The 23,567-nt window shown below is 42.8% G+C and carries 21 protein-coding genes and 1 tRNA gene; 16 read left to right on the forward strand and 6 right to left on the reverse strand.

From position 1 onward, the window contains the following. The first annotated feature begins 80 nt into the window (after window positions 1-80). A complete protein-coding gene (locus EJP82_RS16715) occupies window positions 81-1,175 on the forward strand; it encodes a LacI family DNA-binding transcriptional regulator (protein WP_127193218.1) in 1,095 nt (364 codons plus the stop codon). Between the two features lie 77 nt (window positions 1,176-1,252). Here EJP82_RS16715 and EJP82_RS16720 read toward each other — a convergent pair whose 3' ends face one another. Beyond that, window positions 1,253-2,539: a Gfo/Idh/MocA family protein gene (locus tag EJP82_RS16720; protein WP_127193219.1), complete on the reverse strand. Its 1,287-nt coding sequence runs from the start codon at window positions 2,537-2,539 to the stop codon at window positions 1,253-1,255. A 129-nt stretch (window positions 2,540-2,668) separates the two neighbouring features. Here EJP82_RS16720 and EJP82_RS16725 point away from each other — a divergent pair, with 129 nt between their 5' ends. Further along, window positions 2,669-3,496, forward strand: a complete 828-nt coding sequence (locus EJP82_RS16725) for a helix-turn-helix transcriptional regulator (protein ID WP_127193220.1) — start codon at window positions 2,669-2,671, stop codon at window positions 3,494-3,496. 47 nt (window positions 3,497-3,543) lie between these two features. Here EJP82_RS16725 and EJP82_RS16730 read toward each other — a convergent pair whose 3' ends face one another. Together EJP82_RS16730 and EJP82_RS16735 are read right to left on the reverse strand one after the other, a co-directional pair. Further along, the gene (locus tag EJP82_RS16730; protein ID WP_127193221.1) at window positions 3,544-5,304 is read right to left on the reverse strand and encodes a sensor histidine kinase; all 1,761 of its coding nucleotides are present in this window, start codon (window positions 5,302-5,304) and stop codon (window positions 3,544-3,546) included. After that, window positions 5,301-6,059 (reverse strand): response regulator transcription factor, encoded by a 759-nt coding sequence (locus tag EJP82_RS16735; RefSeq protein WP_127193222.1) that lies wholly within the window; start codon window positions 6,057-6,059, stop codon window positions 5,301-5,303. The genes EJP82_RS16730 and EJP82_RS16735 overlap by 4 nt, the downstream gene beginning before the upstream one ends. Before the next feature lie 251 nt (window positions 6,060-6,310). Here EJP82_RS16735 and EJP82_RS16740 point away from each other — a divergent pair, with 251 nt between their 5' ends. From EJP82_RS16740 to EJP82_RS16750, 3 genes are read left to right on the forward strand one after another with little or no spacing between them, the layout of a single operon-like run. Next, window positions 6,311-7,654 (forward strand): ABC transporter substrate-binding protein, encoded by a 1,344-nt coding sequence (locus EJP82_RS16740; protein WP_127193223.1) that lies wholly within the window; start codon window positions 6,311-6,313, stop codon window positions 7,652-7,654. Window positions 7,655-7,691: 37 nt separating this feature from the next. Beyond that, window positions 7,692-8,630, forward strand: coding sequence for a carbohydrate ABC transporter permease (locus EJP82_RS16745; RefSeq protein WP_127193224.1), 939 nt, complete (start codon window positions 7,692-7,694; stop codon window positions 8,628-8,630). A gap of 6 nt (window positions 8,631-8,636) precedes the next feature. Further along, window positions 8,637-9,482, forward strand: a complete 846-nt coding sequence (locus tag EJP82_RS16750; RefSeq protein ID WP_127193225.1) for a carbohydrate ABC transporter permease — start codon at window positions 8,637-8,639, stop codon at window positions 9,480-9,482. A 110-nt stretch (window positions 9,483-9,592) separates the two neighbouring features. On the opposite strand, the gene ade is transcribed toward EJP82_RS16750, so the two are convergent. The 3 genes from ade to EJP82_RS16765 form a co-directional block, all read right to left on the reverse strand. After that, entirely contained in the window at window positions 9,593-11,389 is a 1,797-nt protein-coding gene (ade, locus tag EJP82_RS16755) for an adenine deaminase (protein ID WP_127193226.1), read from the reverse strand. Between the two features lie 171 nt (window positions 11,390-11,560). Next, window positions 11,561-12,160 (reverse strand): ATP-dependent Clp endopeptidase proteolytic subunit ClpP, encoded by a 600-nt coding sequence (gene clpP, locus EJP82_RS16760; RefSeq protein WP_127193227.1) that lies wholly within the window; start codon window positions 12,158-12,160, stop codon window positions 11,561-11,563. A gap of 226 nt (window positions 12,161-12,386) precedes the next feature. Next, window positions 12,387-12,461 (reverse strand) — tRNA-Arg (locus EJP82_RS16765). A 484-nt stretch (window positions 12,462-12,945) separates the two neighbouring features. On the opposite strand from EJP82_RS16765, the gene EJP82_RS16770 reads away from it, so the two are divergent. The 11 genes from EJP82_RS16770 (at window position 12,946) to EJP82_RS16820 (ending at window position 23,508) form a co-directional block, all read left to right on the forward strand. Beyond that, window positions 12,946-14,010, forward strand: coding sequence for a sugar-binding transcriptional regulator (locus tag EJP82_RS16770; protein WP_127193228.1), 1,065 nt, complete (start codon window positions 12,946-12,948; stop codon window positions 14,008-14,010). Window positions 14,011-14,106: 96 nt separating this feature from the next. Then, complete coding sequence (gene gap, locus EJP82_RS16775) at window positions 14,107-15,117, forward strand: type I glyceraldehyde-3-phosphate dehydrogenase (RefSeq protein WP_127193229.1); 1,011 nt, start codon at window positions 14,107-14,109, stop codon at window positions 15,115-15,117. A gap of 193 nt (window positions 15,118-15,310) precedes the next feature. Continuing rightward, on the forward strand, window positions 15,311-16,492 hold the full coding sequence (locus EJP82_RS16780) for a phosphoglycerate kinase (RefSeq protein ID WP_127193230.1): 1,182 nt from the start codon (window positions 15,311-15,313) through the stop codon (window positions 16,490-16,492). A gap of 34 nt (window positions 16,493-16,526) precedes the next feature. Beyond that, window positions 16,527-17,279 (forward strand): triose-phosphate isomerase, encoded by a 753-nt coding sequence (gene tpiA, locus EJP82_RS16785; protein ID WP_127193231.1) that lies wholly within the window; start codon window positions 16,527-16,529, stop codon window positions 17,277-17,279. A gap of 1 nt (window position 17,280) precedes the next feature. Beyond that, complete coding sequence (gene gpmI / locus EJP82_RS16790) at window positions 17,281-18,828, forward strand: 2,3-bisphosphoglycerate-independent phosphoglycerate mutase (RefSeq protein WP_127193232.1); 1,548 nt, start codon at window positions 17,281-17,283, stop codon at window positions 18,826-18,828. A gap of 76 nt (window positions 18,829-18,904) precedes the next feature. Continuing rightward, window positions 18,905-20,194, forward strand: coding sequence for a phosphopyruvate hydratase (eno, locus tag EJP82_RS16795; RefSeq protein WP_127193233.1), 1,290 nt, complete (start codon window positions 18,905-18,907; stop codon window positions 20,192-20,194). A gap of 107 nt (window positions 20,195-20,301) precedes the next feature. Further along, the gene (locus EJP82_RS16800; RefSeq protein WP_127193234.1) at window positions 20,302-20,652 is read left to right on the forward strand and encodes a helix-turn-helix domain-containing protein; all 351 of its coding nucleotides are present in this window, start codon (window positions 20,302-20,304) and stop codon (window positions 20,650-20,652) included. After that, window positions 20,574-21,467: an IS3 family transposase gene (locus EJP82_RS16805; RefSeq protein ID WP_127193235.1), complete on the forward strand. Its 894-nt coding sequence runs from the start codon at window positions 20,574-20,576 to the stop codon at window positions 21,465-21,467. The genes EJP82_RS16800 and EJP82_RS16805 overlap by 79 nt, the downstream gene beginning before the upstream one ends. Before the next feature lie 163 nt (window positions 21,468-21,630). Further along, window positions 21,631-22,014 carry a GntR family transcriptional regulator gene (locus EJP82_RS16810; RefSeq protein ID WP_127193236.1) on the forward strand — a complete coding sequence of 128 codons (384 nt, stop codon included), beginning with the start codon at window positions 21,631-21,633 and terminating at the stop codon, window positions 22,012-22,014. Next, window positions 22,011-22,880 carry an ABC transporter ATP-binding protein gene (locus EJP82_RS16815; protein ID WP_127193237.1) on the forward strand — a complete coding sequence of 290 codons (870 nt, stop codon included), beginning with the start codon at window positions 22,011-22,013 and terminating at the stop codon, window positions 22,878-22,880. Before EJP82_RS16810 ends, EJP82_RS16815 begins: the two co-directional genes overlap by 4 nt. Further along, the gene (locus EJP82_RS16820; RefSeq protein WP_127193238.1) at window positions 22,873-23,508 is read left to right on the forward strand and encodes an ABC-2 transporter permease; all 636 of its coding nucleotides are present in this window, start codon (window positions 22,873-22,875) and stop codon (window positions 23,506-23,508) included. Before EJP82_RS16815 ends, EJP82_RS16820 begins: the two co-directional genes overlap by 8 nt. Window positions 23,509-23,567 lie beyond the last annotated feature (59 nt).

The following is a 23,567-nucleotide window of genomic DNA, read 5'->3' on the forward strand; positions in this document are numbered from 1 at the left end:
TAAGATTTAAATGCTATTTTTATATAAAAACATACTTTTAGTTAACAAATTGAACACTATTCATAAGGGGTTGTAAATCAGTGAAGAGGAAAATGACCTCACTTGATATTGCGAATCGACTTGGTTTGTCGCGGACGACGGTCTCAAAAGCTTTGAATGGAAATGAAGGGGTACCGGATTCAACGCGCGAACGGGTGTTAAATATGGCAGCTGAGATAGGCTATAAACATTATGGCCGAGAAATAACTCCTGCCCCCGGTAACAGTGGAAGAAATTCTGCAGTTGGATCAGGTACATCAGACGGCTCACTTGGAGCGCTGCGAACCATTGCTCTACTTATTCCTTCGGGTATAGGGATGTCGCAGCAAGGATACTGGGTGGATGTACTTAGAGGAGTAGAAGAAACCGCAAGACATTATGACTGTACGATGGTGCTACACTTTATTTCGCCTCAGGACTGTAAAGAGTTGAAGATTCCGCATTCATTAAGTAACAGAGAGATCGATGGGGTCATTGCAGCGGGGCTGACCTCAAAGGATTATATTCATGCCTTGAAGGAATGGGGTCTCCCTACCGTGTTGATCGATTGTCATGCGGACTTTCAAACGAAGGATATGATTTGTGATACGGTTATGATGGAGAGTGAACAAAGTGTATTCGAACTTACAAGTCATCTAATCTCACTAGGTCATACATCCATTGGATTTATCGGTAATATCCAAAACTGCTTGTCCTTTAATGAACGTTGGTTCGGATTTACCAGAGCTTTAATTCATGCTGCATTGCCTCTGGAGAAGTCGTGCTGTGCGATCGCGGATGTTCCAAGCCATTATTTTGATATCCGGGAAGTGGGAGATGCGCTTAGTACAATGCCGAAGCTTCCTAGCGCGTTGGTATGTGCGAACGATCTAGTTGCTAGACAGGTTATCAAATGGGTGTCGTCCCAAGGAATTCGAGTACCAGTAGATGTATCCGTTACTGGCTTCGATCTGCTGAGCGATGGAGAAGATTCCGAATCGGAGAATCACTTGACTTCAGTAAGGGTGAATGGCAGCGATATTGGTGCTAGAGCTTTTGAACAACTGTTGTGGCGGGCCAATCATCGAGAACGTCCGGCTGAGAATATTCGTATTGCGTGTTCTGTGGAAATAGGGTGCTCAACCGCAACTATTTAAAAAACAAGCCTGAAGTAGTTGAAGCTACCCCAGGCTTGGTATGAATTTAGGATCTTGATGTCCAACAGTACGGGCTCTTAATTTTGCCAGAGGTCGTCTATCTTCACAGGTTGTCCTGTACGGATGGAGCGGTTAGCCGCAATGCCAGTCATAATGGAGAGCGCACCATCTATATGGGAAGCGGCACGATTGAAACGATCCTCCTGCTTCTTTTCAAAAATGTCACGAAGCATAACTGGATCGCCGCCGCCATGGCCACCAGCCCCTTGTTCAAACTCCACAGAATATGGTTCTTTGAAATGAGGGTAAATAACAATACTCATTCCTTCCAACGCGCCTTCATTCTCTTTTTTGCCCCCGGAATTCACATAGGACTTCTCTGTAACACGTACTTCCATACGTCCTTCAGTGCCATTGAAAACAATAATAAAACCTTCCCAAGGCATATAAGCGTTTAGTGAATAGTTCATTACTGCTTTGTTCTTATACTTGACCATTACGCTCATCGTATCTTCAATACTGATATTATCTCCGAACACGCTTTGATCGCGCTGGTACCCATCTTCATGCTCGGCATCTAGATACATACTCTTTAAATGCTCATTCTGATCAAGGTGTAAGGCAAAAGGATCGTTCTGGGCAAATTCACTGCCATATGCACGTTGATAAAAATCAGTGACACCACGTTTCTCGGCGTTTTCCTTACCGTAATACCTCAGGTCGCCCATCGCAAAAACCGTATCCGGTTTAGAATCCAACCAGAAGTTCATTAGGTCAAAATGATGCGTTGACTTGTGTACAAGTAATCCCCCGCTATTACGCTTATCGCGATGCCATCTACGGAAGTAGTCAGCTCCATGTTCAGTATTCAGCAGCCATTCAAAATTCACTGAGAGAATTTCGCCAATCGTTCCATCCATAATAATTTCTCTAATCTTGGTATTATGAGGAGCATAGCGGTAATTGAACGTTACACGAAGATTTTGGCCAGTTCGTTCGATCGCATCAAATATCTCCTTGCATTTCTCTTCATCTGTGGTCATAGGTTTTTCTGAAATGACGTCACAGCCTAGTTCCATGGCTAGAATGATATATTTATGGTGAGTACGATCAATCGTACATACAAGTACAAAATCAGGTTTATGCTCCTCTATCATACGATCAAAATCCTCAGCTTTATAGGTAGCGATAGCATGATAGTTGTATTTGTCCACTAAAAGTTGATTGGCATAATTCATTCTCGTCTGATTGACATCGCATATCGCTACTAACTCTGAAGTTTCTTTATAAGTTGTAATTAATTCACTATAGAAAAATTCGGCTCGACCTCCGGTACCTACGATGACATATTTCTTTTTGGACAAGGTGATCACTCCATTTACTTTGATTTGAATCTATCTTATAGTATATGAAATGTGAAAATCTAAGCTTTTTCTAGTCGTTTCACTAAAAACTATGCCTATTTTATCCTTTCAAAGAATGAGGTATGACTAATGAGTGCAGTGCCATTTTTTGAAATAGAGCAAATCAAGCGGACAGGGCAGTTTAATATGGACTCTGACCACTTTCATGAAACTTATGAAATCTATTATTTGCTGGCTGGTGAACGCTACTATTACATTAACAATCGTATTTACGCACTTCAGGTGGGTGATTTGCTATTTATTAATAAGAATCAACTGCACCGTACAACTAGTAAAGGGACTTCCAATCATGAAAGGATATTGATCAATTTTGATGATCTATTTATTCAGTCCGTGGTGGAGATGGTGGTCAATCGGTTGCCCTTGTTTCAGGGAGAGAGTTTTTTGCTTCGGCCTAGTGTTCATGAGCAAGGAAGGATTGTTGACCTACTCTACATGATGCTGCGAGAGCAACAAGAGGACTCACTCTGGAGTACCCCCTATTTGCAGGCCTTGCTTCTTCAACTTCTGATTATTCTCGGACGAATACGTGAGGAGAAGCCCGAACCTGTGCTCCCTGAAGACAATGAAACGCAACGAAGGGTATATGGCATCATTGAATACTTGAATACTTATTTTGCGGAGAAGCTGACACTTGAGGGGATCGCGGAGAATTTTTTTATCAGTGCAACGTATCTATGCCGTATTTTCAAGAAGACAACAGGGTTTACGGTTATAGAGTATATTAACTATGTGCGAATTAGAGAAGCGCAGGCCTTATTGCGGGATACTAATTGGAAGGTTACGAAAATTGCTGAGCAGACAGGTTTTGATAGCATTGCTCACTTTGGAAGGGTATTTAAACAGATTACGAAGCGTTCACCGCTGCAATATCGAAAGCAGAATAGACCTGAATGATAACGACCTGATGAAGGTGTAAGGACCGTAAAATTTGAGCGTTATGATCATTCATAACGCTCTTGCCGTATTGGAATTACAATTTCAACCATAGTACCCAAGCCGAGCTTGCTTCGGATGCGGAAATTATATTTATTGTTATAAGTTAACTTCAATCTCTTGTTGGTATTAAACAAGCCAACATGTTTCGTTCGTTCCTCATCAGACTCCAGCCGCTGTTGAATTTGACTTAGTCTTAGGGGGTCGATCCCAATTCCGTTATCAATGACCACGATAGAAAGCTGCTCTTCCTTTAGGGTTAGCTTGACTTTGATGAGTCCGAGGCCTTCTTTCTCCTTAATTCCGTGGTAGAGACTGTTTTCCAGAAGTGGCTGCAAGAGTAGTTTCATCGTATATAGCTTAGTTATTTCCTCCTCGTATTCAAAGATCACGTCAAACTTATCTTTATATCGCTTTTTTTGAATATTGATATAACTGATGGAATTGGCTATTTCTTCGCTCCAGGTTACGGTTTTAGTAGGGTTGCTGAAGGAGTAGGACAATAAGTCGGATAAGTTCTCAATCATCTCACTGACTTTATTAGGCTTCCCGGTCAATGCTACAGATTCCCAATATACCGAATGCAAGGTATTATACAGAAAATGTGGGTTGATCTGGGATTGTAGGGCTAATAGTTCCATTACCTGCAATCTATACTTTTTCTCCAAAAGTTGTGTTCGGATATACCGATGCTCGATAAAATGGGTGATCATATTTTGGATAATATAAGTATATTCATCCCTTACCTTTACGGGTGGCTTTGGTAGGACATGGGTGTCATCAGCTGACTTGATGAGCGTCCGAATCATCTTTAGCTGTTTATAATTTCGTCGTACTAAATAATAAGTGAGGAAAAATCCACACACTACGGATATACCTACAAATACAAGCGTAAGGTAAAGGATACGAGAAGGTGTCTTATACAACTCGGAATGAGGAATGACAGAGACATATTTCCATTTATAACGTTCGGATTCAACCTTGGTGATATTGACTTTCCCCTGTGATGTAGTCATATCAAACGATCCTGAAGGGTGATCAGCGATCCACTGAATATCTTTATCCTCAAAGAGCTCTTTATGTTGGTTGGAGAAGATGATGTTGTCTTCTTCATCCAACACAAACAAATGCTGACCTTGATAAGTTGTAATATCGTCTAAAATATTCTCGATGTATTTTGGCCGAATATTAAGAATAATTGCTGTTTTTTGCGGGACCAGTACATTATAGAAAGTAACGATAGGTGTAGGAGTTGTCTCAAACTCATAAAAGCGGATATCCCTTCGGGATGTCCATTTTTTTGCGGAATCAGTATAGTTCATAAACTGGTCATACCATGCCGTATCGTAAAAATGATCCAAAGTTACCAGTCCGTCGACGGAAGATAAAAATCGGTTATGCGGGTTGTCGACATAGAGATAAAATGATTGAATATAGGGTTTTGAGCTTGTAAAGGCATTCAAAAAGCTGGAAATGATCCTGTTCGAGGTCGAACTCTCATAGGTATAATATGGACTTTTAAGTATAATAGACAGCTCGTTAAATATATCCGCATTATCATAAAGGGCTAGATACAGGGTATCTAGTTCATTTAAAATCATTTCAAGTTGTGTTTGAGATTGGAGTAGCAGGAAACTGCTGTTTTGGTTAATATCAGCTTTGATGTCATGCTGTGTCGTAATGGTAGAGAGAGAACCAAGTATAATGATTGGAATAAGTAGTGGAATAAGAAAGGTGGCTAATTGTTTGATAAAGTACTTCTCTCTCATGGAGCGACTTGTCCATTTCTATATTCGCTAGGTGTCTTCCCATAATAGCCCTTGAATGTGCGTGTGAAATTTTTGGCATTGCTATAACCGATCATTTCACTAATTTCATAGGTTTTATAGCTGACATTTTGAAGCAGGTGGACTGCCATCTCCATCTTGACTTTTAGAAGGTAATCTGAGAAGTTCTGTCCCGTTTTTTGTTTGAAAAAGAAACTAAGGTAGTTGGCATTCATATGAACCTGTTTGGCTACTTCTTCAAGTGAAGCTTCGCTGTAATTTTCATTTACATAAGTCTTAATTTTATTGATAATGAGACTTTCATCCCCTTTAAGCCTATCTATCTCCAGCTTTGGAGGTCCCTCGTTAACCGTATTCTCAGTCTCGATATCTTCTTTAACCTTGATAAACACATCCATAAGAACGTGGTATTTGGCGGGCTTAAGCACATAGTTAGTAACTTTGTAATGAAGTGCTTTCTGAGCATATTCAAAATCACGGTAACCGCTAAGAAATACGATTTTGATATTCCGCTTGCTTTTGTATAGATTCTCTGCAAGTTCAATACCTGACATGACAGGCATCTTTATATCTGTAAGAACAACATCGACGCGTTCATCTCCAGCGATAAATTGGAGAGCTTCTTGTCCATTACTAACTTGACCGATAATATCAAACCCGACTTCATCCCAAGGGAAATAACTGGAGAGGGCTTCTCTCGTTTCAACTTCATCATCAACAATTAACAGGTTGTACATGATTTCACCTCTGATGTAATGTAAAGGCTTACAATGTTGAGTATACCAGATTGAATTAATACTATAGTAAGCTATTTCGCAGATAACTTGAACAACTGTAATAATGATTCATTTCACAACAATAGGATACCTTTTCTTGAATAAGCGTGTTTTTTGATACCTTTTTCTAAGATTAGCTCCCTTAAAAACGGTGGAATTGGGGCTTATAATTAAAAGCGCTTACATTAAATGTAGTCAAAGGAGAATGAACGATGAAAAGAAGAAAAATAGGGGCATTATTCTTTGTGACTGTATTGATTCTTACACTTTTTAGTGCCTGCTCCACGGGAAATAAAGAAGCTACTGGAAAAAATAACACGACCGGTGGAACAGTTAGTTCAGATGAGAAAATAACCTTGCGATTTAGTTGGTGGGGTGGAGAGGATCGTCATGCTGCCACCATAGCTGCTATTGAAGCTTATAAGCAGATTGCGCCAAACGTAACGATTGAAGCGGAGTATCAGGGCTTTGATGGCTACGAACAGAAAATTAAGACTCAATTGGCGGGTGGTACCTCAGCAGATATAATGCAGCTTGATCTGCCTTGGCTGCAGGAATTAACAAGTAAAGGAGATTTCTTTCTTGATCTAGGCAACAGTTCGGAATTCGACGCTGCAGGCTTTGATCAGGATTTCCTGAATAATTTCGGTGTGTACAATGACCAGCTTGTTGCAGTACCTACTGGGGTAAATTCTTATTGCATGATTATAAATAAAACCCTTGCAGATAAATTGGGAATTCAAACCGACGTAGAGTGGGATTGGGATTCTATTTATGAGGCAGGAAAGAAGTTACATGAGGAAGATAGCTCTAAATATCTTTTGCTCGCGGACCACGCAGCTTTACGCCAGGATATCGTAACCATGTTGAAGCAACGCACAGGTGCACAATGGGTTAATGAAGATTATACAGTTGGATTTAGCAAGGAAGATGCCGTAGCAAGCTTTGAGTGGCTTCATAAAGCCATGGAAGCAGGGGTTTACCAGCCTATTGGTGAAAGTGATCTCTTCTTCGGTAAGATCGATCAAAATCCGAAGTGGATCAATCAGGAAATTCCAATGGCACCATCGATGAGTAGTACGTTGCTCTCACTTAAGAACGTTTTACCTGATGGTGTTGAGATAGTTACGAGTCTTCCCGTCATTGCTAAGGATGCCAAGGACACGGGGGTGCTGATAAGACCTTCACAACTTTTTGCAATCAGCAATAAAAGCAAGCATCAGGAAGAGGCCTCCAAGTTCTTAAGTTGGTTCATGAATGATAAAGAGGCTGCCGCTATTCTGGGTGATGTTCGGTCCGTTCCACCGGTTAAATCTTCACAAGAGGCGGCTGTAGCAGCTGGGAAAATTGATGCTGCGATTACGAACGCGGTAGAGCTTGGTCTCAGTCATGCAGGAATCGTGGATAATAGTGTAGCCAACAATTCTGAAGTACAAAAGGTACTGGAAGACATCATTCAGAAGGTAAGCTATGGGAAATCGACACCTGAGGAAGCTGCGGATGAGCTTATAGCCAGCTTAACTTCCAAGCTTAAAGAAATTAAAGACAGAAAATAAAAATAGATTCTTGTGATAGGAAGGGAGAGAGTCCGCTATGTCTGTATCTCATTCGTTAGTAGGCAAGACGCAGAAAAGCATGAAGAAAAAAATAAAAGCTAAGAAAAACTATCAGTACATCGGACTGCTATACATTGCACCATGGATTATAGGTTTGCTAATCTTTCAGTTCTATCCGTTTCTGTCATCACTGTATTACTCATTTACGGATTATAACATGGTGAGCTCGGCAAAATTTATAGGTTGGGATAATTATAAGAGAATTTTCACGGCTGATCCTGACTTCTACCAGTCGCTAAAGGTGACGGGAATTTATGTTCTTCTCGTGGTTCCGGTAAAGCTTGCCTTTGCCCTGTTCATAGCTGTACTGCTCAGTGCGAAACTGAAGGGAATCAATTTCTTCAGAACGGTCTATTATCTTCCCTCCATTCTTGGAGGAAGTGTAGCTATTTCTGTATTATGGCGCTTCCTCTTTATGAAGGAAGGGGTTATCAATAATATGCTGGGCTATCTTAACATAGGGCCTGTTGATTGGCTTGGTAGCCCAGATGTGGCTCTGTATACGTTAGGCCTACTGACGGTGTGGCAATTTGGTTCATCTATGGTGTTGTTCTTAGCGGGCATTCAACAGATTCCTAATGATTTGTACGAAGCTGGTTCCATTGACGGAGCATCTAAATTTCGTATGTTCTTTAAGATCACGGTGCCGTTACTTACACCTATTGTATTGTTTAATCTGGTCATGCAGATGGTCAATGCTTTTCAAGAGTTTACCGGGGCGTTCGTCATTACAAATGGTGGGCCAATGAAATCAACCTATTTATACGCTTTGAAGCTATATGAAGAAGCCTTTACGTTCTTCAAAATGGGTTACGCCTCTGCCTTGTCATGGATTCTGTTCCTCATCATCATGGTGGTAACCGCCATCATCTTCAAAACATCCAATAGCTGGGTATACTATGAGGACGGGAGATAATAAATCATGAGAGAATCAAACAGCAAGACTGACTCACTACTTAGATATGCTTTTCTGATTATTCTCGGCCTTGTGATGGTCTACCCGCTCATCTGGTTGTTTACTTCATCGTTTAAGACTAATGCAGATATTTTCGGGTCGAGTAAGTTACTTCCAAGCACCTATGTATGGGATTCTTATGTTCTTGGTTGGCAAGGGACAGGACAGTATGGCTTTCAGGACTTTTTTATTAATACATTGAAATTGGTCATACCTACTGTTGTATTTACAATTATTTCGAGCGTTATAGTGGCATACGGCTTTGCGAGATTCAATTTTCCATTTAAAACGATTCTGTTCTCTATCATGATCGCTACATTAATGTTACCCAACGCATCAATCATGATCCCGCGGTATATTTTATTTAACAAAATGAACTGGTTGGATACGTATTTGCCGTTTATTATACCAGCAGCATTTGCAACTGGCGCCTTCTTCGTTTATATGATGATTCAGTTTATTCGGGGACTGCCTGTAGACTTGGATGAAGCTGCAACCATCGATGGCTGTAATTCATTTTCAGTGTTGACTCGGGTGTTGCTCCCCTTGTGTAAACCAGCCCTCTTCTCCGTGGGGATATTTCAGTTCATGTGGACCTGGAATGACTTTTTTAACTCTATAATTTACATCAGTAGCGTTAAGAAGTTTACCGTATCACTGGGGCTTCGGCTGTCGCTCGATGCATCGTCGGCAGTATCGTGGAACCAGGTGCTTGCGATGTCTGTAGTCAGCGTACTACCTTGCATATTGTTGTTCTTCTTTGCACAGAAGTACTTCGTTGAGGGTATTTCTACTACTGGACTAAAGGGGTAACAATGTTTGAATCTTAGATAAGACCAGACTATCATATAGAAATAAACAAGCCCGGGGTAACCAACCCGGGCTTGTTGTTATGGATGGGGCAATTTCTTGTCTTGATTCCGCTATTCCGTAATTTCGACAGGAATCAGTTTGAACTGTGTTACATCAACGAGTCCGCGATTGGATATACGAATCTCTGGAATGACCGGAAGAGCAACCAGCGAGAAGGTCATAAACGGTGCATTCAAAGGACAACCAAGTGTTTTCCAAGCCGCTTCGAGTTCACTAACCTGCTGAACGACGGTTTCTAGCGGTTGATCAGACATGAGACCTGCGATAGCCATAGGTACCGCTGCTAGAACTTCGCCATCAAGGACGACGATCATACCGCCACCTTGCTTCGCCAATTCATTGGCTGCAACGGCCATATCATCAGGATTTGTACCCATCACGAGCAAGTTGTGACTATCGTGGGCTACGGTGGAGGCAACGGCTCCCCGCTTAAGCTTGAAGCCTCTAGCGAAGGCTAGCGAGATGTCTCCTGTTCCTTGATGGCGTTCGATACAGGCAAGTTGGATCACATCACCCTCAAGGTCGGGTTGAATGATTCCATTGGACACTTGTAACTTAGCGGTTGTTTTGGCTGTGCGAGCACTGTTCTCGATAACATCAATAACTTGGACAGTAGTCTCGTCAAGGCTACTAACGCTTGTGAGCAGAAAGTCTTGCGATTCTAACGGCCGCGCCAAATGGACAGAACTTTTTGCTTTAGCGGGGTAGTCATAGACTGGAAATTCGACTTTGAGTTCTCCGCTATCATATACAACAGTACCATCTGCGATGACGGTTGATGGCTCCATACGGTGAAGATCGTCGATCAACAAGATATCAGCGCATTTACCAGGGGCTATGCCGCCAATATCGCCGTCTAACTTGAAATAACGCGCGGTATTGATACTTCCCATTTGAATAGCAGTTACAGGGTCAACGCCTTCCTCGATTGTTCGGCGCACAACATGATTGAGATGACCTTTCTCTACCAGCGTTTGAGGGTAGGTATCATCTGTAACAAGCAGGATATTATCAGTGCGTACATGATCCTCGGTCACGACTTTAATTACCTCTTTGACGTCCCTCCAAGCTGATCCCTCGCGTACCATGAGGTGCATTCCTAAGCGGAGTTTGAGTAGGCCTTGTTCTTTGGTTACTGTTTCGTGGCAAGAACTTGCACCAGAGGCGATATAAGCTTGTAGCATGGGCTCATCTTCAGCTGGGAAGTGTCCTGTTACGGTTTTGCCTGCACGCAGGGTAGCTTCGATTTCTCCAGCCATCTTGGGATCACCAAAGACTACCCCGGGGAAGTTCATCACTTCGCCAAGACCTTCAACGCCATCCCATGTCATTCCTTCGGCGATATCGGATACTTCTAGCGTGGCACCTGCATCTTCCAAGTCGTCCGTTGCGGGGACACAGGAAGGGTATGTTGTGTATACCTTAAGTGGCAGACCCTGTCCTTCTTCGTGCATCCATTTGACACCCTCTGTTCCGAATACGTTAGCGATCTCATGTGGGTCCATGAATATTCCCGTCGTACCCTTGGCTAACGCTGCTTTGGCGAATTCGGTCACGGTTAACATCGTACTCTCAACATGCATATGTCCGTCCAATAGACCTGGGCTAATGAAGCGTCCAGAAGCGTCAATGACGGTAGTGTTATCACCTATAGTGTGAGAAGCATCTCCGACGTAAGCAATTCTTCCTTGTGCTATCGCTACGTCCATTTGGCTCAGTAGCTCACCTGTATAAACATTGACTAACGTTCCGTTCTTGATAACGAGATCAGCTTTGCTTTTCCCTGTAGCTACATCAGATAATGTTCGGCTGACGTCATATAATGGTTTTCTTTTCTTTCCATTCATAGTATGAGGGCTCCTTATGGATAAGCTGAACTGATATTTTGTTTAGTCCATCTTATGTAGAAATGTATTTTAATATTATAATATAACGCTAAAAACCCTATGATTCAACAAAAGGCTGTCTCTCAAACAGAGTAATGACCCTGTTTGGGAGACAGCCTTAGATTATGTTTCTTATGCGCCTTGTGGCGGAGTGATCTTCTCGATAACTTTGTCTACCAGTCCGTATTCCGTCGCTTCAGCAGCACTCATGAAGTAGTCGCGATCTGTATCCTTCTCGATACGTTCCAGCGGCTGTCCTGTACGCTCAGCTAAGATATGATTCAACTTATCGCGCATCTTAAGGATGCGACGTGCACGAATTTCGATATCCGACGCTTGACCTTCGGCTCCACCTAGTGGCTGGTGAATCATAATTTCACTATTTGGTAGCGCATAACGTTTGCCTGGTGCTCCTGCATTCAATAAGAAAGCTCCCATGGAAGCGGCGAGTCCCACGCAGATCGTGGATACATCGGACTTAATGAACTGCATCGTATCAAAGATAGCCATCCCGGATGTGATAGATCCACCTGGACTGTTGATGTAGAGACTAATATCTTTGCCCGGATCTTCTGCATCCAGAAATAACATCTGAGCGATAATGGAGTTAGCGACGACGTCATTGACCTGGGAGCCGAGGAATATGATTCGGTCTTTAAGCAGTCTAGAATAAATGTCGTAGGCGCGCTCCCCGCGATTACTTTGTTCGACGACCATTGGAATATAACTCACCGATTAAAACCTCCTTAAATTTGGATGAAGCATCGCAGGCCCGGTTACAATACGGAATATCTCCTGTAGCACTCTCCATCAAGTATTGAATTAGTCACATCAATCTCATATTAGACGGAATCGATTGATATTATCCTCATAATAAACAAATTAAAACAGAAAGTCAAAGATAGTCAAACTACTTGTAAAAAAAATCCCCTCAGCGGGGTTGTTTTATTAAATATAATGGCGCGCCCGCGAGGAATCGGACCTCGATCTCAGGCTTCGGAGGCCTGCGTCATATCCATTGGACCACGGGCGCACATTTAGAGTAGCAAAAATGATTATATGATATTGAATTGAAAATTGCAAGCAAGATCTATCAAAACTGCCAGAGTAGACTAGGAGCAGAGTGATGGTTCAATTGTTGAATTTATGTTTATATGATGGGGGACGCAAGAAAGTGTAGAATTAAACCAGCAAGACGTGAAAATTTTTAACCTTTAATTTTGAGACGAATAGAGGCAAGAAGTGCCTTAATTATAGTAATAAAATAGAAAAAGTGAAGTGTTATGGGAAAAGTTCAGCGCGAGAAGAGGCCTCCGCAGAGGGCCGAAATTCACGCTTTTGTGGTGCCGGCATTATTCACGCGTATAAGAGGAAAGAAGTTTGGAGATTATACGGACGTCAGACTTGCAAGAGAGAGAAAAATTGGTTAGAATGTTAGTGGGACTTAAAAAGTTAACCCGGGACGTTTTGAGACCAAGGAGAAACGAGAGAAGACGAAGCTTGCAGGAGTTGAAGGCATGCGTAACATTTTGGAAATGCAACAGCAGCTTCTTCCTGATCTCATGGAAATTCTCAAGAAAAGGTACACCATACTTCACCAGATCATGTTATCCGACGTAATTGGCCGTAGAACCTTGGCAACCTCACTGAACATGACGGAACGTGTGTTGCGTGCTGAAACGGATCTCCTGAAGGCTCAGGGCCTGATTGAAATTGAGAATATAGGCATGAGAATCAGCGATTCGGGCAGGATACTGCTGGAGAATCTGGAGCCAGTAGTGAAGGACATCTTTGGTCTGGCCAATTTGGAAGAGAAGATCCGTAAGGTCTATGGACTGAGGAAAGTAGTGGTTATTCCCGGTGACTGTGAGACTTCTCCGCTCACGAAACGGGAGCTTGGACGTGCTGGTGCTAAAGCGCTTTTGCGTGTGATGCAAGATGGTGACGTGGTTGCGGTCACTGGTGGATCTACAATGGCAGAAGTCGCAGAGCAACTAACCCCACCCGCTAATGTAGTGCTGAAGCAAAGCTGGTTCGTGCCAGCAAGAGGCGGACTCGGCGAGAGTCTAGAGATTCAGGCCAACACGATTGCTTCTGGAATGGCTAAGAGACTTGGCGCAGGTTATAGTCTGTTGCATGTACCTGATTTATTAGGTAAAGAAGCTTATCAGTCGCTGGTACACGACCCCAATATCCACGATATTGTGGCTATGATTCGTAAAGCACGGATTGTGGTACATGGCGTGGGAGACGCTATGGAAATGGCGCGACGCCGTAAGATGGAACCTCCGATGGTCACAGAGTTGCAGAAGGAAGGCGCTTTGGCGGAATCATTCGGTTATTATTTTAACGAAGAAGGCGTCGTTGTTCACAAAATGCTGACTTTGGGACTTCGCTTGGAAGACATCATGAAGACTGACATCGTCATTGGAATCGCAGGTGGCAAGAGTAAAGCGAAAGCCATACATGCGGTGCTGAAGTTCGGGAATGAGAGTATTCTTGTTACGGATGAGGCGGCGGCGTTGGAAATCGTATGTGAACTGGAGAAGAAAGACAGACAGCAAGAGCACAGAATCATTTAAATAATGTAATGAGTTTGATAACTACCGTTTACTCACGGCGGCCTATTCGGTCTGTCTTGAATAATAAAAAAAACGAACATTGGGAGGAACTATTCAATGAGTATTAAAGTTGGTATTAACGGTTTCGGACGTATTGGTCGACTAGCTTTCCGTCGTATTCAAAACGTGGAAGGTATTGAAGTAGTAGCTATTAATGACCTGACAGACGCTAAAATGTTGGCTCATTTGTTGAAATATGATACAACTCAAGGCACATTCCAAGGCGATGTTGAAGTTCATGACGGCTTCTTCAAAGTAAACGGTAAGGATGTAAAAGTTCTAGCTAACCGTAATCCTGAAGAATTGCCATGGGGCGAGCTTGGTGTAGATATCGTTCTTGAGTGCACAGGTTTCTTCACAACTAAAGAAGCTGCTGAGAAACACATCAAAGCAGGCGCTAAAAAAGTTGTTATCTCCGCACCAGCTACAGGTGACATGAAGACTGTTGTTTACAACGTCAACCATGACATCCTTGATGGTACTGAAACAGTTATCTCCGGTGCTTCTTGCACAACTAACTGCCTAGCTCCAATGGCAAAAGTTCTTCAAGATCAATTCGGAATCGTTGAAGGTTTGATGACAACAATTCACGCTTACACTGGCGACCAAAATACATTGGATGCTCCACACGCTAAAGGTGACTTCAGACGTGCTCGTGCAGCAGCTGAGAACATCATTCCTAACACTACTGGTGCTGCAAAAGCAATCGGTCTTGTTATCCCTGAGTTGAAAGGCAAACTTGACGGTGCAGCTCAACGTGTTCCTGTAGCTACAGGTTCTTTGACTGAGTTGGTTACTGTTCTTGAGAAGAATGTAACTGTTGATGAAATCAATGCAGCTATGAAAGCCGCTTCTGATTCCGAAACATTTGGATACACTGAAGATGAAATCGTATCTTCAGACATTAAAGGAATCACTTTTGGTTCCCTGTTTGATGCAACTCAAACTAAAGTATTGACTGTTGGCGACAAACAATTGGTTAAAACAGTTGCTTGGTATGACAATGAAATGTCCTACACAGCTCAATTGATTCGTACTTTGGAATTGTTTGCAAAAATCGCTAAGTAATATTTCTCAAACCAAACATGATCATCAAAGAGGAGCGACCTTCCCAAAGGACTCCTCTTTGGTTCATGATTGAAACGATGTACAAATAGCTTCTAATAGCTTTAAATCGACATTCACACACACAAATATTCAATATATAGAGATAAAGTTTCGCTTAGGAGAACATAAATAGCACTTTAGGAGGAACGTGGGGATGAACAAGAAGAGTGTACGTGATGTAGAAGTAACCGGAAAACGCGTATTTGTCCGCGTTGATTTCAATGTACCGATGCAAGATGGAGCAATCACGGATGATACCCGTATTCGCGAAACGCTTCCAACGATCAAGTATTTGATCGAAAATGGCGCAAAGGTTATTCTAGCGAGCCACATGGGACGTCCAAAAGGCGCAGTTGTTGAATCAATGCGTTTGACACCAGCAGCAGAACGTTTATCCGAATTGCTCGGTAAACCTGTAGCTAAAGCTGACGAAGCAATCGGCGAAGAAGCTAAAGCGAAAGTAGCAGCTTTGAACAACGGCGATGTGCTCGTGCTTGAAAACGTACGTTTCTATCCTGGTGAAGAGAAAAATGATCCAGAACTAGCTAAACAATTCGCAGAACTAGCTGACTTGTTCGTGAACGATGCCTTTGGCGCCGCTCACCGTGCGCATGCTTCGACTGAAGGTATTGCTCATCACTTGCCAGCAGTATCCGGTCTCCTTATGGAGAAAGAATTGTCTGTTCTTGGTAAAGCTTTGTCTACCCCTGAACGTCCTTTCACTGCTATCATTGGTGGTTCAAAGGTTAAGGACAAGATCGATGTTATCGACAACTTGCTTAACATTGCTGACAATGTGTTGATTGGTGGAGGTCTTGCTTACACGTTCTACAAAGCTCAAGGACTTGAAATCGGTCAATCATTGCTTGATGATACCAAGCTTGATGCAGCTCTTGGATTCATCGAAAAGGCAAAAAAATTGGGTAAGAACTTCGTTCTTCCTGTTGACGTTGTCATTGCCGATGATTTCAGCGCGCAAGCTAATCACAGAGAAGTTGATGTAGATAGCATTCCTGCAGATTGGGAAGGCGTAGACATCGGACCTAAAACTCGTGCTATGTATGCAGAAATTATTAAGAATTCGAAATTGGTTGTTTGGAATGGACCAATGGGCGTATTCGAAATTGATATTTTCGCAAATGGTACTCTTGAAGTAGCTAAAGCTTGTGCTACAACAGAAGGTTATACGATTATCGGCGGCGGCGATTCAGCAGCAGCAGCAGAGAAATTCAACTTGGCTGATCAAATGGATCACATTTCCACAGGCGGAGGAGCTTCTCTGGAATTCATGGAAGGTAAGGCACTTCCAGGCGTAGAGGCTTTGAACGACAAGTAAGAATATTATTGTGAACCTAGAAGGAGTGTACCGCATGAGAACACCTATTATTGCAGGAAACTGGAAGATGTTCAAAACCGTTTCCGAAGCTAAAGCTTTCTTCGAAGCAGTGAAGGGAGCTGCGGAAGTTGACGGCGTTGAGGCAGTCATTTGCGCACCATTCACTAACCTTCCAGCTTTGGTTGAAGCAGCAAAAGGAACGTCGATCAAAATTGGCGCTCAAAACCTGCACTTCGAAGATGAAGGTGCATTCACCGGAGAAATTAGCGGGGGAATGCTGAAAGAACTAGGCGTGGACTATGTTATCATTGGTCATTCCGAGCGTCGTGCTTACTTTGGCGAAACGGATGAGATTGTAAACAAAAAAGTTCATGCTGCATTCAAACACGGTTTGACTCCGATCCCATGCGTGGGTGAGAAGCTCGAAGAACGTGAAGCAGGTCAAACGAAGGATGTCGTGAAAGTACAAACTGAAGCGGCTCTTCAAGGTTTGTCTGCTGAACAAGCAGCGCAAGTAGTTATTGCTTACGAACCTATCTGGGCAATTGGTACAGGTAAATCTTCTACTTCGCAAGATGCGAATGAAGTTATTGCTTATATCCGTAGTCTCGTTAAAGATTTGTATGGCAATGATGTGGCTGAGAAAGTTCGCATTCAATACGGCGGTAGTGTTAAACCTGAGAATGTGAAAGAGTATATGGGACAAAGCGACATCGACGGTGCGCTTGTTGGTGGAGCTAGTCTACAACCTGTTTCCTATACGCAGTTGGTTGAGGGGGCAAAGTAAGATGGCAACTCCGAAACCTGTAGCATTGATCATTATGGACGGTTTTGGACTTCGGAATACAGTGGAAGGTAATGCAGTAGCACAGGCCAACAAGCCGAACTATGACCGTTACTTGAAGCAGTATCCGAACACTACTTTGACCGCTTGCGGCGAAGCAGTAGGTCTTCCAGAAGGTCAAATGGGTAACTCCGAAGTTGGGCACTTGAACATTGGCGCTGGCCGGATCGTATATCAGGATCTCACTCGGATCTCCAAATCGATTCGCGATGGGGAGTTCTACGAGAACAAAACTCTCGTTGAAGCCGTTCGTAGTGCGAAGAACAGTGGCAAGAAGCTTCATTTGTATGGATTGCTGTCTGATGGCGGCGTTCACAGTCATATTGAGCACTTGTTCGCAATGCTTGATTTGGCGAAGAAGGAAGAACTGAACGATGTCTATATCCATGCCTTCCTGGATGGCCGCGACGTGGCTCCAGATAGTGCAAAGGGATTCATCGAACGACTTATTGCCAAGATTGAAGAAGTTGGTGTGGGCCAAATTGCCACGGTACAAGGTCGTTACTATGCTATGGACCGTGACAAGCGTTGGGAGCGCGTCGAGAAATCGTACCGCGCGATGGTATACGGCGAAGGCCCTAGATATACTGATCCAATTGTGGCTGTTACGGAATCGTACGAGAAATCGGTATTTGACGAATTTGTAATGCCGACTGTTATCGTTGACGGACACGATCAACCGATTGCTTTAGTTGAGTCTGGTGATTCGGTGGTATTCCTTAACTTCCGCCCTGACCGTGCTATTCAATTGTCGAACGTGTTCACTAATAAAGACTTCCATGGCTTTGATCGTGGACCTAAATTCCCACAAAACTTACATTTCGTCTGCTTGACTCTATTCGCAGAGACAGTTGATGGTTATGTAGCTTACGAGCCTAAGAACCTGGATAACACATTTGGTGAAGTCCTTGTACAAAATGGCAAAAAGCAGCTTCGGATTGCAGAGACCGAGAAATATCCACACGTTACCTTCTTCTTCAGTGGTGGACGTGATGTCGAGCTTCCGGGTGAGACGCGGATATTGATTAATTCACCAAAGGTTGCTACGTATGACCTGCAACCTGAGATGAGTGCTTATGAAGTGGCTGCAGCTTGCGTGAAGGAGATTGAAGCAGATAACCATGATGCTATCATTCTTAACTTTGCGAACCCGGACATGGTAGGTCATTCCGGTATGCTTGAGCCAACAATGAAAGCAGTTGAAGTAACCGATGAATGTGTTGGTATGGTTGTAGACGCTGTAACTGCTAAGGGCGGAGTTGTTATCATTATCGCTGATCACGGTAATGCTGACATGGTATTCGATGAGAATGGCCGTCCATTTACTGCACATACGACTAACCCAGTTCCATTTATCTTGACGGACGAGAACGTTGTGCTTCGCGAAAGCGGAATTCTTGCCGACGTGGCTCCAACACTTCTTGATTTGATGGGATTACCAAAACCCGCTGAAATGACTGGTGTATCTATGATTGCCAGCCGTAAAGCGTAATATTTAACACTTTTCACTCAAACAAACTTAGCTAAGTTAACTCACAAAATAATGACCATAAAAGGAGACTATACAAATGACAATTATTTCTGACGTATATGCTCGCGAAGTCCTTGACTCTCGCGGTAACCCAACTGTAGAAGTTGAAGTATATCTGGAGTCCGGCGCAATCGGACGCGCAATCGTTCCTTCCGGTGCATCTACCGGTGCCCATGAAGCGGTTGAACTTCGTGATGGCGATAAAGCCCGTTACCTTGGTAAAGGCGTACTTAAAGCTGTTGAGAACGTAAATGAGCTAATCGCTCCTGAAGTTATTGGTATGGACGCACTTGACCAAGTGGGCATCGATAAATTGATGATCGCTTTGGACGGTACACATAACAAAGGTAAATTGGGTGCGAACGCAATCCTTGCTGTGTCCATGGCAGTAGCTCGCGCAGCTGCAGACGCTTTGGATCTTCCGTTGTATGTATACCTTGGCGGATTCAACGCTAAAGTTCTTCCAGTACCAATGATGAACATCATCAACGGTGGTGAGCATGCTGACAACAATATCGACGTTCAAGAGTTCATGGTTCTTCCTGTAGGAGCTCCAAGCTTCAAAGAAGCTCTTCGTATTGGAGCAGAAATCTTCCACAACTTGAAATCCGTACTCAGTTCTAAAGGTTTGAACACAGCTGTAGGTGACGAAGGTGGTTTCGCGCCGAACCTTGGTTCGAATGAAGAAGCAATCACTACAATCATCGAGGCTATCGAAAAAGCTGGTTACAAACCAGGTGTTGACGTATTCTTGGGTATGGACGTTGCTTCCACTGAGTTCTACAAAGACGGTAAATACACACTTGCTGGCGAAGGTAAATCTTACACTTCCGCTGAGTATGTTGACCTTCTTGCTTCATGGGTTGAAAAATACCCAATCATTACAATCGAAGACGGTATGTCCGAAGACGACTGGGATGGTTGGAAATTGCTTACTGAAAAATTGGGCGACAAAGTCCAATTGGTTGGTGACGACTTGTTCGTTACAAACACTGAGCGTCTTGCAACAGGTATCGAAAAAGGTATCGGTAACTCCATCTTGGTTAAGGTTAACCAAATTGGTACATTGACTGAAACTTTCGATGCTATCGAAATGGCTAAACGCGCTGGTTACACAGCAGTTATCTCTCACCGTTCAGGTGAATCCGAAGATAGCACTATCGCTGACATTGCAGTTGCGACTAACGCTGGTCAAATCAAAACGGGTGCTCCTTCCCGTACAGACCGTGTTGCTAAATACAACCAATTGCTTCGCATCGAAGACCAATTGGGAGAACTTGCTCAATACAACGGCTTGAAATCTTTCTACAACTTGAAACGTTCTTAATTAGAACGGTTTAATCAGAACCCGGTCGCTTTGAAGTGCACCCCTTAGAATAGACATTGGAAAAACCCCCGGGTTTAGCCGATGAAATTCTAGGGGGTGCATTTTTTATGCCAGCAAAGAAGGGTCAGAAGTTTAAGCATTATCCTGAGTCTCTTAAAGTAGAAGCGGTAGGACTGTTTATTGAGGATGGATGGTGCTACAGAAAGATTGCAGAACACTTAGAAATAAACGATAAAAACCGTGTTAAGGTTTGGGTGAGGAAGTATCGGACAGAAGGACAAGCTGCATTTGAAGATAGACGTGGAGATCCACACAAGGCTGAAACAGAGCAAGAGCGTGAGTTGCGTCGTTTGCAGTTGGAGGTAGATGTCCTAAAAAAGTGGTTACAAATCTTGAATCGGGAGGGTTGCAGGATAGATATGTCGTCATCGACGAACTTAAGCATAAACAAACCGTAAAGGAGCTCTGTGTATATTTGGGGATTAGCAGAAGCGGTTACTATGCTTATTTAAAGCGCAAGAATAAGCATATTGACGAGGATTTGAAGCTTAAGATCCGTATCATTTATGAGCAACGTAACAAGACTGTAGGATACCGTCGTATACAGGATGAATTGTATCGCCAATATCGTCTTGTAGTGAATCATAAGAAGGTTCTACGACTCATGCAGGAGCTAGGTATTCAAGCGATTATACGCCGTAAGTACGTCCATAGAACAAGTCATGAGGCGGCTGTTTCGGATGGAAGGATCGCAGAGAACTTGTTGAACCGAGACTTTAAAGCCGATAAGCCTAATCTGAAATGGGCAACAGACGTTACGCAATATCGTGTTTTTGATGACAAGATTTACTTATCTGCCATTAAAGATCTGTGGAATAACGAAATCGTCGGATACCACATTAGTAGGAATAATGACAATCCGCTTGTCTTAGAGACGTTTCGAAAGGCGTTTGAAAAGCATAAAGACGTGACCGGGCTGATCGTTCACAGCGATCAAGGAAGCCAGTACACGTCTCATGCTTACCATGACATGCTGCCACAGGTTGGAGCCCAAATCAGCATGTCACGTCGAGGGAATTGTTATGACAACGCCTCAATCGAGAGCTTCTTCTCTCATCTTAAAGTCGAAGCACTCTACCCTTATGATATACGAAGTACCGATGAGGCACAAAGAAGAATTGAAGAATTTATTCGTTTTTATAACGAAGATAGAGCACAACGAAAATTAAACAAGCTGACTCCTGTTGAGTACAGGAACCAGCTTGTGTCCTAGGTGTTTTTACAGTGTCTACTAATTGGGGTCTTGACCATTTAGGGGGTCACTTCAAATAGGGTGGTTTTTTTTGTTGAAAAAAAGTTGATAATTTTTAGATAAGTGTATATATTGTATATATACATTAAATTAAAATCCAACAAATTAACAAAGGAAGGTGACCATGAACATTTTACTCTCCCAATCATCTGGAGAATCAATATATTTGCAGATCGTCAGGCAGATCAGGGCTAGCATTCTGCAAGGAGAGTTAGCCCCAGGTACACCGCTTCCTTCCATTCGGCAACTTGCAAAGGATCTTCAGATTAGTGTCATCACAACAAAAAGGGCATATAACGAGTTAGAGCAGGAAGGACTTATTGATTCTGTTGTAGGTAAAGGTTCGTTCGTGTCTGGCGGGAGTCAGGAATTTATTCGGGAACAGCGGCTTAAGATGTTAGAAGATAAAATACGAGAAGTGCTAGAGGAATGTAGAAGTATTCCGCTGAGCACGGAAGAATTAGTGGAATGGATTAAGCTACTGGAGAAAGAGGGCGATAGTAAATGAGTAATGCGATCGAAGTGACAGGGGTTAGCAAAACTTATAAGAACTATAAACTGTCGGATGTGACGTTTGGTGTACCCAAGGGTTACATTACTGGACTAATTGGCCCTAATGGGGCCGGTAAGAGTACGATCATCAAGATGATTATGGGCATGGTTCAACCTGATAAAGGTAGTATTTCGGTCTTGGGAAATGTGTTAAGTCCTCATAGTGGTGACTATAAGGAAGAGATTGGGTATGTTTCTGATGAGAACATATTTTATGATTGTATTACGATGGGGCGGATGAAGCAGATTATTGCTCCTTTTTATAGTCGTTGGGATGAGGATGCCTACACGAAATACATGACTTTGTTTGAATTGCCGGAGCGTAAGAAGATTAAGGATTGTTCCAAGGGAATGAAGATGAAGTTCTCCATCGCGATGGCCTTATCGTATCATCCTTCTCTGTTAATTATGGATGAACCTACCGCGGGGCTTGATCCGGTCTTCCGGCGAGAATTGCTAGACTTACTTTCAGAATACATCATGGATGAAGAGAAGAGTATTCTATTCTCAACACATCTGACAACCGATCTGGACAGGGTAGCGGACTATATAACATTTTTAAATAAGGGAAATCTCGTATTATCAGATACCAAAGACGATGTACTGGAGCGTTATTTGCTCGTGAAGGGTGCAAGTAGTTTATTAGATGCAGATGTGAGAAAAGAACTAGTTGGCGTAAGAGAGACGGCTGTAGGATTTGAGGGCTTGGCTAGAGAACGTAAAAAAGCTATGGAGTTGTTTGGGGATCGCGTCCTGTACCAACAGCCTACTTTAGAAGAGATCATGTATTTTACGTCAAAAGGAGGGAATCAACATGCATAGTATGGCTACTTTATTACGCAAGGATTTTCAGTTGATTCAGCGTTATTTATGGTTAATTTTGATTTATGCTGTTGTATTTTCCTCACTTTTTCATAAGGACAGTCAAATGCTATTCGGTCTTCTCCCCGGTATGATTTTTATTCTATTAAATAGCTTGGATATGCGGATATCTAATCAGCAATTTCTGGTTAGCCTTCCGGTAAATCGAAGATTTTTGGTGATTTCAAAATATACAAACTCTCTGATCTTCATCGTACTTGGATTTGTGCTTTGTATGTTTATAAATGGGATGTCGGATTTATATAATAATGGGCAGATTGGATGGAATCTACAATTTGTTACAGGAATGTTGTTTAGTATGATTCTGGTAGTCTTGATTTATTTACCACTCTACTACTGGCTAGCGCATAGAGGGGCTCAAATTCTAAATGTGGCCATGATGGCCGTAGTGATGGGTGGAAGTACGGCTATTGCAGGGATTATTAATGATAGTGACTCGGTTGAACTTATGAATTGGATGGTGTCCCATCAAGCGGCCGTATGGTGGTTCGGTCTTTGCAGTGTGCTCCTCTGTCTATTCATTTCATACCGGATTTCACTGCAAATTTTCATGAAAAGAGATCTATAAGTAGGCGGATGATTAAATTACACCTCTTTTGGGGTAATCTTGAGACAGGAACTCATTAT

Source organism: Paenibacillus anaericanus, from assembly GCF_003994475.1.
GTDB lineage: Bacteria > Bacillota > Bacilli > Paenibacillales > Paenibacillaceae > Fontibacillus > Fontibacillus anaericanus.